Origin of the sequence: Nonomuraea ferruginea (assembly GCF_039540635.1) — a bacterium.
Taxonomy (GTDB): Bacteria; Actinomycetota; Actinomycetes; order Streptosporangiales; family Streptosporangiaceae; genus Nonomuraea; species Nonomuraea ferruginea.
The window spans coordinates 24,582-38,074 of sequence record NZ_BAABFD010000027.1; the positions used below are offsets into that span (position 1 = coordinate 24,582).

At 70.5% G+C, this 13,493-nt stretch carries 14 protein-coding genes; 8 read left to right on the forward strand and 6 right to left on the reverse strand.

Annotation, left to right across the window (positions count from 1 at the left end; all coding sequences use genetic code 11):
• Window positions 1–41: 41 nt before the first annotated feature.
• Window positions 42–443: a Zn-ribbon domain-containing OB-fold protein gene (locus ABD999_RS38090; protein WP_271278050.1), complete on the forward strand. Its 402-nt coding sequence runs from the start codon at window positions 42–44 to the stop codon at window positions 441–443.
• A complete protein-coding gene (locus tag ABD999_RS38095; RefSeq protein WP_271278051.1) occupies window positions 440–1,570 on the forward strand; it encodes a thiolase C-terminal domain-containing protein in 1,131 nt (376 codons plus the stop codon). Before ABD999_RS38090 ends, ABD999_RS38095 begins: the two co-directional genes overlap by 4 nt.
• A 42-nt stretch (window positions 1,571–1,612) precedes the next feature.
• Here the strand turns inward: ABD999_RS38095 and ABD999_RS38100 are convergent, their stop codons facing one another.
• Window positions 1,613–2,767, reverse strand: coding sequence for an acyl-CoA dehydrogenase family protein (locus tag ABD999_RS38100; protein WP_271278052.1), 1,155 nt, complete (start codon window positions 2,765–2,767; stop codon window positions 1,613–1,615).
• 104 nt (window positions 2,768–2,871) lie between these two features.
• Between ABD999_RS38100 and ABD999_RS38105 the strand changes: the two genes are divergently transcribed.
• Window positions 2,872–3,474, forward strand: coding sequence for a TetR/AcrR family transcriptional regulator (locus ABD999_RS38105; protein WP_148029890.1), 603 nt, complete (start codon window positions 2,872–2,874; stop codon window positions 3,472–3,474).
• Here the strand turns inward: ABD999_RS38105 and ABD999_RS38110 are convergent.
• The gene (locus ABD999_RS38110; protein ID WP_148029891.1) at window positions 3,461–4,366 is read right to left on the reverse strand and encodes an SDR family oxidoreductase; all 906 of its coding nucleotides are present in this window, start codon (window positions 4,364–4,366) and stop codon (window positions 3,461–3,463) included. The genes ABD999_RS38105 and ABD999_RS38110 overlap by 14 nt on opposite strands.
• 151 nt (window positions 4,367–4,517) lie before the next feature.
• On the opposite strand from ABD999_RS38110, the gene ABD999_RS38115 reads away from it, so the two are divergent.
• Together ABD999_RS38115 and ABD999_RS38120 are read left to right on the forward strand one after the other, a co-directional pair.
• Window positions 4,518–4,892: an acyl-CoA thioesterase gene (locus ABD999_RS38115; RefSeq protein WP_246640532.1), complete on the forward strand. Its 375-nt coding sequence runs from the start codon at window positions 4,518–4,520 to the stop codon at window positions 4,890–4,892.
• Window positions 4,889–6,070 carry an MFS transporter gene (locus ABD999_RS38120; protein ID WP_271278053.1) on the forward strand — a complete coding sequence of 394 codons (1,182 nt, stop codon included), beginning with the start codon at window positions 4,889–4,891 and terminating at the stop codon, window positions 6,068–6,070. The genes ABD999_RS38115 and ABD999_RS38120 overlap by 4 nt, the downstream gene beginning before the upstream one ends.
• On the opposite strand, the gene ABD999_RS38125 is transcribed toward ABD999_RS38120, so the two are convergent.
• The 4 genes from ABD999_RS38125 to ABD999_RS38140 all read right to left on the reverse strand — a co-directional run bounded on the left by ABD999_RS38125 (window position 6,063) and on the right by ABD999_RS38140 (window position 9,646).
• Window positions 6,063–7,583: a glycoside hydrolase family 13 protein gene (locus tag ABD999_RS38125; protein WP_271278054.1), complete on the reverse strand. Its 1,521-nt coding sequence runs from the start codon at window positions 7,581–7,583 to the stop codon at window positions 6,063–6,065. The two genes, ABD999_RS38120 and ABD999_RS38125, sit on opposite strands and share 8 nt — an antisense overlap.
• Before the next feature lie 5 nt (window positions 7,584–7,588).
• Entirely contained in the window at window positions 7,589–7,969 is a 381-nt protein-coding gene (locus ABD999_RS38130; RefSeq protein ID WP_148029894.1) for a globin, read from the reverse strand.
• Between the two features lie 15 nt (window positions 7,970–7,984).
• The gene (locus ABD999_RS38135; RefSeq protein ID WP_271278055.1) at window positions 7,985–8,962 is read right to left on the reverse strand and encodes a mechanosensitive ion channel family protein; all 978 of its coding nucleotides are present in this window, start codon (window positions 8,960–8,962) and stop codon (window positions 7,985–7,987) included.
• Window positions 8,963–9,367: 405 nt separating this feature from the next.
• The gene (locus ABD999_RS38140) at window positions 9,368–9,646 is read right to left on the reverse strand and encodes a hypothetical protein (protein ID WP_271278056.1); all 279 of its coding nucleotides are present in this window, start codon (window positions 9,644–9,646) and stop codon (window positions 9,368–9,370) included.
• A 306-nt stretch (window positions 9,647–9,952) separates the two neighbouring features.
• Here ABD999_RS38140 and ABD999_RS38145 point away from each other — a divergent pair, with 306 nt between their 5' ends.
• The 3 genes from ABD999_RS38145 to ABD999_RS38155 all read left to right on the forward strand — a co-directional run bounded on the left by ABD999_RS38145 (window position 9,953) and on the right by ABD999_RS38155 (window position 13,473).
• On the forward strand, window positions 9,953–11,494 hold the full coding sequence (locus tag ABD999_RS38145) for an NsdA family TPR-like regulatory protein (RefSeq protein ID WP_271278057.1): 1,542 nt from the start codon (window positions 9,953–9,955) through the stop codon (window positions 11,492–11,494).
• Entirely contained in the window at window positions 11,491–11,970 is a 480-nt protein-coding gene (locus ABD999_RS38150) for a GNAT family N-acetyltransferase (protein WP_271278058.1), read from the forward strand. Before ABD999_RS38145 ends, ABD999_RS38150 begins: the two co-directional genes overlap by 4 nt.
• Before the next feature lie 279 nt (window positions 11,971–12,249).
• Window positions 12,250–13,473 (forward strand): DMT family transporter, encoded by a 1,224-nt coding sequence (locus ABD999_RS38155; RefSeq protein ID WP_271279707.1) that lies wholly within the window; start codon window positions 12,250–12,252, stop codon window positions 13,471–13,473.
• Window positions 13,474–13,493 lie beyond the last annotated feature (20 nt).

Here is a 13,493-nt window from a genome sequence, read left to right on the forward strand (position 1 = left end):
AAATCTAGAGTGGGGTTCTAAAACCGAGAGGCGGGAGCCCCATGAAGCCCGTACCACGCCCCACTCCCGACACCCAGCCCTTCTGGGACGGGACGGCGGCCGGAGAGCTCAGGATCCAGCGCTGCCTGGCCTGCGAGCGTCACTACTTCTATCCCCGGCCGAGCTGCCCGCGCTGCGGCTCCGGCTCCGTCGAGTGGGTGCGGGCCAGCGGCAGGGCCACGCTCTACTCGTACGTGATCAACCACCGGCCGGCGCCCGGGTTCGAGGGGCCGTACGCGATCGCGGTGGTGGAGCTGGAGGAGGGGGTGCGGATGATGACGAACCTGGTCGGCGTCGAGCCCGCGCCCGAGAACCTGGAGCTCGACATGCCGCTGCGGGTGACGTTCGAGGAACGCGGCGAGGTGCACGTGCCCCTCTTCGAGCCCGCGGGCGGTGGCCGGTGAAGCCGGTGATCGCGGGCGCCGCCGAGACCGACGAGGTCGGCCGGCTGCCCGGCCACTCGACGATGGAGCTCCACCTGGAGGCCGCGCGCAACGCGCTGGCCGACGCGGGCATGAGCAAGGACGACATCGACGGCATCGCCACCGTCGGCACCCCGGGCCCCATCCAGGTCGCCCACGCGCTGGGCATCACCCCGTCCTGGCTCGACGGCACCGGGGTCGGCGGCTCGTCGTTCCTGTTCCACGTGCGCCACGCGGCCGCCGCCATCCGGGCGGGGCTCTGCCGTACGGTGCTGATCACGCACGGCGAGTCGGGCCGGTCCCGGATCGGGGCGCCGCGGTTCTCGATGGCGCCCGACTCGCTGATGGGCCAGTTCGAGATGCCGTACGGGGTGATGGGCCCGACGACCACGTTCACCCTGACGGCGCTGCGCTACATGAAGGAGTTCGGCCTCACCCACGAGCAGCTCGCCGAGGTCGCGGTGGCGCAGCGGCGCTGGGCGCACCTGAACCCGCGGGCCATGCACCGCGACCTGATCACGGTGGACGACGTGCTGGCCTCGCGGATCGTCGCCTACCCGTTCCACCTGCTGGAGTGCTGTCTGGTGACCGACGGCGGCGGCGCGCTGGTCGTCACGAGCGAGGACCTGGCCCGGCGGGACGACCCGGTCTACCTGCTGGGCTCGGGAGAGGCGATGGACTCGCCGATGATCTCGCAGATGGAGGACTTCACCACGGCCAAGGGGTTCCGCCTGTCGGGGGAGGCCGCGTTCGCCGAGGCGGGCATCTCGCACGACGACGTGGACCACCTGATGGTGTACGACGCCTTCGCGCACGTGCCGATCTACGGGCTGGAGGACCTGGGGTTCGTCAAGCGGGGCGAGGCCGGCGCGTTCATCGCCGAGGGCCACACCTCACCCGGTGGGCGGCTGCCCCTGAACACGAACGGCGGCGGCCTGTCGTACACGCATACCGGGATGTACGGGATGTTCGCCATCCAGGAGGCGGTGCGGCAGCTGCGCGGCGAGGCGGCCGCGCAGGTGCCGGGGGTGGAGGTGAGCGTCGTGCTGGGGAACGGCGGCATGTTCGCCTCGGCCGCCACGCTGGTGCTGTCGAACCGGCTGCCGTGAGGCTTCAGGAAGCGGTGGTCCGCCGCCGCTTCCTGGGCAGGGTCATTCCCCGATCGTGCCGAGCCGGGCGTGGCCCTTGATCAGGTTGCGCGCGATCGTGCGGCGCTGGATCTCGTCGGTGCCCTCGAAGATGCGCAGCAGTCGCAGCTCGCGGTACCACCGCTCGATCGGCAGCTCCTTGGTGTAGCCCATGCCGCCGTGGATCTGCAGCACCCGGTCGACCACCTGGTTCGCCATGACCGCGCCGTTGAGCTTGGCGATCGAGGAGGCGTGCCGGGCGTCCATGCCCTGCTGGACGCGCCAGGCCGCGTAGAGCGTCAGCCACTTGGCCGCCTCGATCTCCACCTGCGAGTCGGCGATCATCCACTGGATCGCCTGGTATCCGGCGATCGCCTGGCCCATGGACTTGCGGATCTTCGCGTACTCGACGGCCATGCCCAGCATCCGCTCGGCCGAGCCGATGGCCCTGGCGGGGATCATGTAACGGCCCTGGCCGATCCACTGCATGGCCAGCTCGAAGCCCTTGCCCAGCTCGCCCAGGATGTTCTCCTCCGGCACCCGGACGTCCTGGAACACCAGCGACGCGGGCCCCCACTCGCCCATCGTGGGGATCGGCTCGGACGTCCAGCCCATGTCGCGGTCGACGAGGAAGCAGGTGACCCCGTACGGCTCGGCGACGGCGAACACCATGACGAAGTCGGCCTCGCTGCCGCCGGTGATGAACGTCTTCTCGCCGTTGATGACCCACTCGGCGCCGTCGCGTACGGCCCTGGCGCTGATGTTGCGGGCGTCGGAGCCCGCGCCCGGCTCGGTGATGGCGAAGCAGGAGCGGCGCTCGCCCTCGATGGTGGGGATCAGGTAGCGGCGCTTCTGCTCGTCGGTGCCGGCGTACAGGATGTTGTCGGCGCTGCCGCCGAAGGTGAACGGCACGAACGTGCGGCCCACCTCCATGGCGATGATCGCCGACATGATGGGGCCGAGCGCGGCGCCGCCGTACTCCTCGGGGGTGTTGATGCCCCACAGGCCGGTCTTGCGCGCCTTGTCCCGCAGCTCCTGGGTGACGCCGGGGTCGAGCGCGGGGCGGCCGGCGCGCTCGTTGCGCAGCACGTCCGGCTCCAGCGGCATGATCTCCTTCTCCACGAAGGCCCGGACGGTGTCCCTGATCTGCCGTTCCTCGGTGCTGAGCGAGAAGTCCACGGCCGCCTCACTTCCTAGAACAAACCTCTAGGAGAAGGTTCGGCTCTCGGGCGGCAGGCTGTCAAGAATATGATTCTAGAATTTCTCGCCTCTAAGATGTTCGCATGGCACGCAAGACCTCGTGGGAATGGAGCCGTACGGCGCAGACCCGCAAGAGCATGCTCCAGGCGGCGCGGGAGGTGTTCGGCGAGCACGGCTTCGCCGAGGCCGGGGTCTCCGAGGTCGTCGCCCGCGCCGGCTCCAGCGTCGGCAGCCTCTACCACCACTTCGGCGGCAAGACCGAGCTGTTCCTCGCCCTCTACGAGGACCATCAGGCGGCCCACGAGCAGGCCGCGGGCGCCAGCGTGGCGCGGGCCAAGCAGGAGGGCGTCACCGACCCGGTCGAGCTCCTCATCGCCGGTGCCCGCGCCTACCTCGACGGCGCGTGGGAGCGGCGCGACCTGGTCCGGCTGTTCATCGACGGCGACGGGCCGCCCGGCTTCGAGCTGATCCGCCGCACGCGCAACCGCGAGTGGGTACGGCAGAACGCCGTGCTGCTCGGCTCCGGCGGCGACCCGCTCGACCGGTTCACCGTGACGGTGCTGACCAGCATCATCGGCGAGGCCGCCCGGGAGGTGGCCACCAGCGACTCCGAGGAGGACGCGCGCGAGGTGGCCGAGGCGGCGATGACGCTGATCCGCCGCCTCGACCCGCTCAGGATCCGCTAGCCTCCCGGCCGGGGATCTTCCCGTTGGTCAGCGCGTTCGGCGCGGCCTTGTCCACCAGCGCCGGGATCACCGCGCCCAGCTCCGCCGGGTCCCAGCGGGAGCCCTTGTCCACCTCCGGGCCCGCGTGCCAGCCCTCGGCCACGCTGATCCGCCCGGCCCGCACGTTGAACACCCGGCCGGTGACGCCGCGCGACTCGGCGCTGCCCAGCCAGACCACCAGCGGCGCCACGTCGTCGGGGTCCGCGTCGGCGTCGCCCGGGATGATCCCGTCGGTCATCCGGGTCAGCGCGGTCGGCGCGATGGCGTTGACCGTGACGCCGTAGCGCTCCAGCTCCCTGGCGGCGATGACGGTCAGGCCCGCGATGCCCGCCTTGGCCGCGCCGTAGTTGCCCTGGCCGGGGTTGCCGTAGATGCCGGAGGACGAGGTGGTGTTGATGATCCGGGCGTCGACGGGCCGACCGGCCTTGGCCTGCTCGCGCCAGTAGGCGGCGGCGTGGCGCAGCGGGGCGAACGTGCCGCCCAGGTGCACCCGGACCACCGCGTCCCACTCCTCGGCGCTCATGTTGAACAGCATCCGGTCGCGCAGGATCCCGGCGTTGTTGACCAGCACGTGCAGGTCGCCGAAGCGCTCGACGGCGGCCTCGACCAGCCGCCTGGCGCCGTCGAAGTCGGCGACGTCCTCGCCGTTGACGATCGCCTCCCCGCCCATGGCCTCGATCTCCGCGACGACCTCCGCCGCCGCCCCGGACGAGCCGGTGCCGTCCACCTCGGCGCCCAGGTCGTTCACCACCACCTTGGCGCCCTGCCGGGCGAACTCCAGCGCGTGCCCCCGGCCGATGCCCCTGGCCGCGCCCGTGACGATCACCACGCGGCCCTCGGCGATCCCGCTCATCTCGACACCTCGATCCCTCGGCTGACTGATGCGAACAAAATTCTAGTAAGCAAATCTAGAAATGGTAGGCCCTGTCGGGGTCTTGACGGCGAACCGGTACCGTTGCCTCGTGGTCGAACACTCCCTGGCGCAACGGCACGTCTTTCTCCGAATGGTGCGATTCGCGGACATCGACTCGCAAGGACATGTGAACAACGTCCGCTTCTTCGACTACCTTGAGGACGCCCGCTGGGGAATGCTCCACGTCGACCCGTACAAGGCGGGCGAACCCCCCTTCAAGGGCCTGGTCGTGACCCGCCACGAGATCGACTACCTGCGGCCGCTCGGCCTCCGCGCGGAGCCGGTCCGGGTCGAGTCGTGGGTGACCGAGATCAGCCCGGTGCGCTTCACGCTGAAGTACGAGATCCTCGACGACGACGAGCTGTACGTCACGGCCACCTCCAAGCTGGTGGCCTACGACGCCGAGCGGGCGGCACCGCGCCGGCTCACCGAGGACGAGATGGCGTACCTCAAACGCTTCGCGTGAGCGCCCCGCACCGACGGCGCTGGCTCATGCTGGCCCTCGGGGTCAACGCGCACGCCGGCGTCACCCTCGGCCTGGCCGGGCTGCCCCTGGTCATCCCCGACATCCAGCGTCACTTCGGCGTCTCCCTGCCGGTGGCCGGGATCATCGCCAACGCGCCCGGCATCGGCATCCTGCTCGCCCTGGTCGCCTGGGGCGCGCTGGCCGACCGGTACGGCGAGCGGCTGATCCTCGGCCTGGGCGTCGGCGGTGCCGCCCTGCTCTTAGCCGCAGCCTCCTTCGCGGGGAACGCCTGGGCGGTGGTCGCGCTGCTCGCCGGGGCCGGGGCGGCGGGCTGCGCCGCGATGGTGGGCGGCGGACGCATCGTGCTGCGCTGGTTCGAGCCGCCCGAGCGCGGCGTGGCCATGGGAGTGCGGCAGGTCTCGTACACGCTCGGCATGGCCGTGGCCGGGTTCACGCTGCCGCCCGTGGCGCGGGCGTACGGCATCTCCGGCGTCATGCTGGTCTGCGCGGGCGTGAGCCTGCTGGCCGCCGTGCTGGCGGGCGTGTTCCTGGCCGAACCGCCGCACGCCGTCGCCGGGGCCGCCAGGAAGCCCGCCGGGTCCCCGTACCGGCAGCCCGCGCTCTGGCGCGTGCACGCCACGAGCGGGCTGCACGTGGTGCCGCAGGTCGTCGTCGGCACGTACGGGGTCGCCTGCCTGGTCGAGGTGTACGGGTGGGACGGCGTGGCGGCCGGGCAGCTGTTCGCGGGGGCGGCCGTCGCCGGGGCCGCCACGCGGGTCGCGGCGGGCCGCTGGTCCGACGTGACCGGACTGCGGATGGCGCCGCTGCGGCTGCTCACCCTCACCGCGCTCGCCGCCCTCGCCCTGCTGGTGCTCGGCACGTACGCGGGATCCGGGCTGGGCGTGGCCATGCTGGCGCTGGCCGCGGTGATCACCGTGGCCGGGAACGGGCTGGCCTACCTCGCCGCCGGCGAGCTGGCCGGGCCCGCGGCGGCCGGCCGGGTGCTCGGCGTCCACAACACGGTGCAGAACACGGTGGCGCTGGCCGTCACCCCCCTCGCCGGACTGCTGATCACCCAGTCGGGCTACTGGGCGGCCTTCGCCGCGGGTCTGGCGTGCGCGCTGGTCTCGCTACCGGTCATCCCGGTCCGCGACGAGCGCGCCACCCGGGCTAGCTGACGGCGCGCCGGAGCCACACGGCCGTGTCGGGCGGCAGGCTGCCGCCGACCGGGCCGCTGGACAGCAGCACGCTCTCGTGCGGCGGCAGCGGCGCCGGCTCGGTGCCGCAGTTGATCGCGCACACCAGCGGCCCGCGCGCGAACACGAGCACGTCCTCGGACGACTCCAGCCATTCCAGCCCGTACGGTACGGTCCGGGCCAGCTCCCGCCGGCAGGCCAGGGCGCGCCGGTAGAACTCCAGCATCGAACCGGGATCGCCGGTCTGCCGGGCCACGCTCAGCTCGGCGAACTCGTCGGGCTGCGGCAGCCACGGCTTCACCCCCTCGGGCGAGAACCCGTACGAGTCGCCCCGAGCGGACCACGGGATCGGCACGCGGCAGCCGTCGCGGCCCGGCAGCTCGCCCTTCGAGCGCTTGAAGACCGGGTCCTGCCGCGCCTCCGGAGGAAGATTCTCTACCTCAGGGAGTCCGAGTTCCTCCCCTTGGTAGAGATATGCCGACCCGGGGAGGGCAAGTGTCGCCAGGAGAGCGGCCCGCGCCCGCGCCATGCCGGTGCCGGGGTCGGCCGTGCCGTAACGGGTGCGGTGGCGTACCACGTCGTGGTTGGACAGCACCCAGGTGGCGAACGGGACCGTCGCCACCGTGTCGTCGATCACCTTCCTGAACGCGGTCGCCGACCAGGGCGCCTGCAGCCAGGCGAAGTTGAAGCTCTGGTGGAGCTCGTCCGGGCGCACGTACAGCGCCAGGTCCTCCAGCGTGTCGGTCCACACCTCGCCCACCGCCATCCGCTCGTCCGGGTAGGTGTCGAGCAGCGCCCGCCAGTCGCGGTAGACGTCGTGGACCTCCGGCTGACCCCAGACCGGGGACTTGGACATGAACGACTGGTCGCGCACGTCCGGCAGGTCCTCCGCCTTGAACAGCCCCATCGCCACGTCGATGCGGAACCCGTCGACGCCCTTGTCCAGCCAGAACCGCAGGATGTCCAGGAACTCCTCCCGGACCTCGGGGTTGCGCCAGTTGAAGTCCGGCTGCTCGGGCGCGAACAGGTGGAGGTACCACGACCCGTCGTCCACCTGGGTCCAGGCCGGGCCGCTGAAGGTGGACTGCCAGTTGTTGGGCCGGTCGCGGAAGATGTAACGGTCGCGGCCCTCGCCCCGCAGCGCGGCCTGGAACCAGGGATGCTCGGAGGAGCTGTGGTTGGGCACGACGTCCACCAGCACCCGCAGGCCGAGCGCGTGCGCGTCGGCCACCAGCGCGTCGAAGTCGGCCAGTGTGCCGAACAGCGGGTCGACGCCGCGGTAGTCGGCCACGTCGTAGCCGCCGTCGGCCATGGGGGAGGGGTAGAAGGGGGTCAGCCAGACGGCGTCGACCCCCAGGTCTCTCAGGTAGGGCAGGCGTTCACGTATCCCCGCGAGATCGCCGACGCCGTCTCCGGAGGCGTCGGCGAAGCTGCGGACGTAGATCTCATAGACGACGGCATCACGCCACCAGGGGATGTCCATGTGGCGTGTCATGCCCGCTACGTCGGAGAGTTCACCAGGCTGTGGGCGGCGTTGACCAGATAGGTCCAGAGCCGGCTCTCCTGCTCCTCGGTCAGGCCGAGGTCGTCGACGGCGTCACGCATGTGCTTGAGCCAGGCGTCGCGCTCCTGCTGGCCGATCACGAACGGCACGTGGCGCATCCGCAGCCTCGGGTGCCCGCGCTGCTGGCTGTAGGTGCCGGGGCCGCCCCAGTATTGGACGAGGAACATGCGCAGCCGCTCCTCCGCGCCGGCGAGGTCGGCCTCGGGATACATCGGGCGCAGCAGGGGATCTTCCGCCACCCCTTCGTAGAAACGGCGCACGAGCCGCCGGAACGTCTCCTCGCCCCCGACGGCCTCGTAGAAGGAGGTTTCAGTCACGACCCCAGCCTATGCTCAGCCGACCATCGCAATGTCCGCCGCGTCGAGCGCCGCCTTGACCCGCAGCCGCAGCTCCCGCGCCACCTCTTCCTGCCTGGCCGGCAGCGTCTTGGCCGACAGGCGGAAGACCATGCTGCTGTCGGAGAGCTGCTCCACGCCGAACACCTGCGGGGGCTCCACGACGGCCGCCTCGCGCAGCTCGGCGTCGGCCCACATCTCCTCGGCGACGTTCTCCAGCACCACCCGCACGGTGGTGATGTCGCTGTCGTAGGGGACCGGCACGTCCACGTAGGCGCGCGACCAGCCCTGCGACTCGTTGCCGACGCGGGTGATGGTGCCGTTGCGCACGTACCACACCCGGCCGTCCTCGTCGCGCAGCCGGGTGACGCGCAGGGTGACCGCCTCGACGGTGCCGATGGCGGCGCCCGCGTCGATCACGTCACCCACCCCGTACTGGTCCTCCAGCAGCATGAACATGCCCGCGATGAAGTCCTTGACCAGCTCCTGGGCGCCGAAGCCGATGGCCACGCCGAGGATGCCGACGCTGGTGAGCAGCGGCGCGATGGGGATCGTCAGCCGGTCCAGCACGGTCAGCAGGGTCGTGCCGATGATGACGATGGTGGCGATGTGCCTGAGCACCGAGCCCATGGTCTCGGCCCGCTGCTTGCGGCGCTCGTGCAGCAGGGCGTCCACGCCGGCCGTGACCGTGCCCTTGCGGAAGCGTCCGACCGGGCGGGTCGCGGCCCGGTTGATGACCCGCGTGATGACGCGGTTGACGACGTTGCGGACCAGGAAGCCGATGATCAAAATCAGCACGATCGTGATCATGCTGGCCACCAGCGGCGCCCAGCTCGCGTTGTCCATCCAGCCGGCCAGCACTGAGCAGAGGAGTGTGTCCCCCTCGCAGATCTCCGCCATCTTGGTGCCCACCTTGTCGAGGTCCGGGACCATGGACGTGGTCGGTTCGGGCGATGGCGGCGACAGCAGGAACACTGAAGGGTCCTCCTCCGGAAAACGATTCGACCGGCGGTACGGGGCCGGATACGCCCCAAATTTACCGCCGGTCGAACCGGCCGCCGTCACATCACGCCGGGGAAGACGGGGTCATCAGGCCCTGGGCCGCGGAGGGAGGAACCTGACGCTCCGATGACGGTCGGCTCGGACGGGTCACGCACCCGGAAGCGTGTCCCGTGCCGTTTCCGGGGAGGGGTCCCCGAGCGCTTTCCGGCGAGGCCGAAAAGCGGGTCTCGATGGTTACGCAGAGTGACGGGAACCGGCGGGACGGCCAGAGTCCGCGCTGGCGCGCGGCTCTCCGCACCGGCCGTCCCGCCGGCTCCGTGGAGCCGCGGTGATGACGGTGAGCCGCGGTGGCTGCGCTCCACCCGGTTCACCGCCCGGTCACTCTCCCACCGCGGCGAGCACGCGGGCGACCTTGGTCGCCGCACCGGCCGGGTCGTCGACGGTGTGCAGCCGTTCCCCCCAGGACCAGCAGTACCACCAGTCGGGAATGTCGGTCGCGACGCGACAGGTGACGTTCTCGGACAGGCTCGTCGCCTTCGGATTGATGACCCTGACGAAGAGCCTGCCGCTCTGGGTCCGGACCACTCGCGCGAGCAACCCGCGGGCGTCGAGCTCCGACACCAGGCGCTCAAGATGCCCGAAGTTGTCGTCCCCCACCTTTCGTCCTCCCTCGAATCGTTGCGGTGGGCCAAAGATGACTCATGTCGGCTGGTTGCGCAACGCGACATACATGCTCACAGGGAGTCGCCTTGTCACTCCCGGAATGTAAGAAACAGTCCGCCGGAGGACGATCCTTATCCCTAGCCTTCAAGGAGGCGTTTTCAACACGCCATCATTAATCCATAGTCGAGGCTAGGCGGACTGCAACCTGGACGCTACTCTCAGTGACTAGGGTGATGAGCCGGTCGGGACACATGCGTGAGAGGGGCCGGGATGTCCGGCAGACAGCACAGGGAAACGGAAATGGCTCGCCGGATCAGGGCCAAGGGCCTTGCCGTCGGCCGCACCGCTGCCCAGATCGCTGAAGAGATCCACGAGGCCTGTGGCGCGCAGTTCGGCACAACCAAGATCAAGTGTCACCGCCTGGCCTACGGCATCGCGCTCGCCGACGTCATCGAACAGGTCAGAGCGCTGTTCGAACGCGACGAGAAGCCGGCCCCGGGCATCGGGGAGACCCTGCTGTCGGCGTACGAGAGCGGGCTGAAACGCCCCGGCCCCGAATACCTCCACTACCTGTGCACCGTCTACCGCGTCGAGCCCCCCTCGCTCGGCTACGACGGGCCGTGCATCTGCGGCCACGGCCATCGGATGCCCGGCGTCCTCGCGGGCGGCGCCGACGTGAACGGCCGTCACGGCGCGGCCCTGCCCGAGCCGACCGAGCTGCGCACCCCGTCGCTGCATCCCGACAAGAACGTCGACAGCGAGGAGGACGAGAACATCCTCCGGCGCGCACTCCTCAACCTGCTCAACAACGACGCCGGGGCGACCAAGCTCACCGGCCCGGTGCTGGGCGCCTGCGAGGGCATCCGCCGGCGGATGGACTACACGCTCGTGTCGTCCAGCGTCTCTCCCGCCATGCTCGACCAGTGGGAGGAGGCCACGCTCGCGTTCGGCCGGCAGTACACGACCACGGCGCCGCTCCGGCTGCTCTGCGACGTGCTGCTGGAGCTGAGCGCGGTACGCAACGCGATGACCCGGCGCCAGCCCATCGACCTGCAGGAGCGGCTGTGCCGGATGGCCGCCCAGCTCTCCGGGCTGAGCGGCATGATCATGATCAACCTGGGCGACCACCGGCTCGCCCGGTCGTTCTTCCGCACCGGCCGCACCGCCGCCGACGAGACCGGCGACCGGGCCCTGCGCGCGTGGGTGACCGCACGCGAGGCGCTCGTCCCGCTCTACTACGGCGACGCCCGCGAGGCGCTCAACCTCGCCAAGAAGAGCCGCGACCTGGCGGGCCAGACGCCGTGCGCGGCGCAGGCCATGGCTCCCGTCGTCGAGGCCAGGGCGCTGGCCATGCTCTCGGGCACAGACAGCCGCAAGGAGGTCGTCGACCAGGCCAAGCGCGCTCTAGCGCGGGCGCGCAGCGCCTTCTCCCACATCAAGGGGAAGGAGCGCGAGGACATGGCCTTCGGCTACACGGAGAAGCAGCTCTACTTCTACCAGGGTGACGTGCTGACCAAGCTGGGGCAGACACTGGAGGCCGACCTGGTGCTCGATCAGGCGCTCCACCAGTACCAGGACCACATCCTGGACCAGACGCTGATCAGGCTGGACCAGGCGCAGTGCAGGCTGATCGAGGGCGAGTCGGGCGAGGCGCTGCGGATCGGCACCGAGGCGCTGCGCCTGCTCGGCCCCGAATACCGCACCGACTTCATCATGCGTCCGGCCCTCGCGCTGGCGCAGGCGATCCGGGCCCGTGAGCCCGCCCACCCGGGCCTGGCCGCCTACGAGGAGCAGTTGCGGCCCCCGCAGCCCGTCGGGGGAGAAGGGGCCGGCGGTGCATGAGGATCCGCCGCTACCGGTGGTCTGACCTCGACACCATCCTCACCCTCCATCAGATCTGCCTCGCCGAGGTGGGGCTGGTGCCGGGCGACGGGGTCTACTACGACGACGACTTCCCCCGCATCCAGGAGATCTACCTGGCGTGCGGGGGCGACTTCCTGGTCGGCGAGACCGGCGGGAGGGTCGTCGCCATGGGCGGGCTGAAACCGGTCGACAGCGCGACCGCCGAGGTGTGCCGGCTGCGCGTGCACCCGGCGTTCCAGGGGCGCGGCTTTGGCTCCGCCATGCTTTCCGCGCTCGAACAGCGCGCGGCCGAGCTGGGTTTCCGCCGGCTGAGCGGTGACACCACGCTCAACCAGGGGGCCGCGCTGGTGCTGTACGAGCGGCACGGGTGGCGGGAGGTCGCGCGGGAGCAGGTGGGCGAGCTCACTGTCGTCTACGGGGAGAAGCGACTGTCACCCGCACCTGCTGAAATTTAAGGATATGTCGGAGAAGGCGCCCGTTTCGGGCGCTTTCTCCTTTTGATGTACGCGCTGGGCGGTTGGCAGATACGGCCGAAGAGGGGGCGGTGGTATGTGGGGAATTGCCGGATCTCCGGATTTAGAGGATAAGGATGTCCGGTCCTTCGAGTGAGGCTCTTCACTCCCGGTGGTAGAGGAACATCACCGCAGACCATCGGCGATCCGGCCGCCGTGATCCGTAGTGAGATGCTTCCGAACATGGCAGTCGTGCCCGCTCCCCGACCCCTCATGGGAGCCGTGCTTCTGTTGTTCGTCAGCGCCGCATGGGGGTCGGCCTTCCCGCTGATGCAGGATCTCATCCACCGCTTACCAGTCGAGGATCTGCTCGCCGAGCGCTACACGCTGGCGGCTCTGACGCTGCTCCTCATCCGTCCCAGGTGCCTGAGGGGGCTGTCGCGGCGGACGTGGATCAACGGGGTCATCCTGGGGGTCATGTTCGGGGTGGGGCAGAGCGCGCAGGCCGTGGCCCTCTACAGCCTGCCCGCGGCGGTCTCGGGGTTCGCCGTCGGGTGCAGTGTCGTGATCACACCGGTCATGGCGCTGGCGCTGTTCAAGGCCAAGGTGCCGTACCGGGTGTGGATCGGGGTGGTGCTGGCGATGGCCGGCATGACCGTGTTCACGCTGCTGCGCGGCATCGAGGACGGCGGCTTCTCGCTCCTGGCCCTCGGGGTGACGCTCTGCGCCGCGGCGCTGTACTCGGGTCACACGCTGCTGCTGGGCCGCCTGTCCAGGAAGGGCGAGCAGTTCGACGCGTACGCGCTGACGGTCATCCAGCTCGGGGTCATCGGCCTGCTGACCGGCGGGCTGGCCGTGCGCGACGGGATCACGCTGCCTGGCGAGACGTCCGACTGGGTGGTGCTCGGCCACCTGTCCGTCGTGTCGTGCGCGCTCGGCTTCCTGGCTCGCTCGTACGGGCAGGCGTACGTGTCGGCGGTGCCCAGTGCCGTGCTGATGTCGTCGCAGCCCTTCTGGGTGGCGGCCATCGCGGTGATCTGGTTCGGCGAGCAGCTGGGCTGGAGCATGCTGCTCGGGGGCGGGCTGATGGCGGCGGCGATGCTGCTGGCGGTGCCGTCGCCCGGGGCCGCGCTGGACGAGCCCCAGTCGCGCCGCCGTGACCTGCTCATGGTCTCGCGGCGGGCGTCCCGGGTGCTGGGCGAGCTGAAGGTCAAGCGCGGGGACCCGCTGATGCTGAACGGCAAGGTGCCGCCGGCGCTCCCGCCCGGTCCGTGCGGGGGCGCCGACGCGTGCCTGTGGCCTGGCCGTGCGGCCAAGGGGACGGGGGAGCCGAGCCTGGAGCGGCTCATCGAGCGGGCCAGCCGCATCGTCCGGGCCAGGAACGAGAACGCGGAGGGGTGCTGCGATTCGGAGCCGCGGCTGGGCCGTTGCCTGTGTGAGCTCATGAACGAACCCGGCGACAAAAGATCGGGGGCGACGTACCCCTGCCGGTTTCGGCCACAATAGGGGTATAGGCGGGAGAAATA

Excerpts from the sequence above, each read along its gene's own strand:
- ABD999_RS38090 (WP_271278050.1), top strand. The coding sequence starts at position 42 with ATGAAGCCCGTACCACGCCCCACTCCCGACACCCAGCCCTTCTGGGAC.
- ABD999_RS38105 (WP_148029890.1), top strand. The coding sequence starts at position 2,872 with ATGGCACGCAAGACCTCGTGGGAATGGAGCCGTACGGCGCAGACCCGC.
- ABD999_RS38110 (WP_148029891.1), bottom strand. The coding sequence starts at position 4,366 with ATGAGCGGGATCGCCGAGGGCCGCGTGGTGATCGTCACGGGCGCGGCC.
- ABD999_RS38115 (WP_246640532.1), top strand. The coding sequence starts at position 4,518 with ATGGTGCGATTCGCGGACATCGACTCGCAAGGACATGTGAACAACGTC.
- ABD999_RS38125 (WP_271278054.1), bottom strand. The coding sequence starts at position 7,583 with ATGACACGCCACATGGACATCCCCTGGTGGCGTGATGCCGTCGTCTAT.
- ABD999_RS38145 (WP_271278057.1), top strand. The coding sequence starts at position 9,953 with ATGGCTCGCCGGATCAGGGCCAAGGGCCTTGCCGTCGGCCGCACCGCT.
- ABD999_RS38150 (WP_271278058.1), top strand. The coding sequence starts at position 11,491 with ATGAGGATCCGCCGCTACCGGTGGTCTGACCTCGACACCATCCTCACC.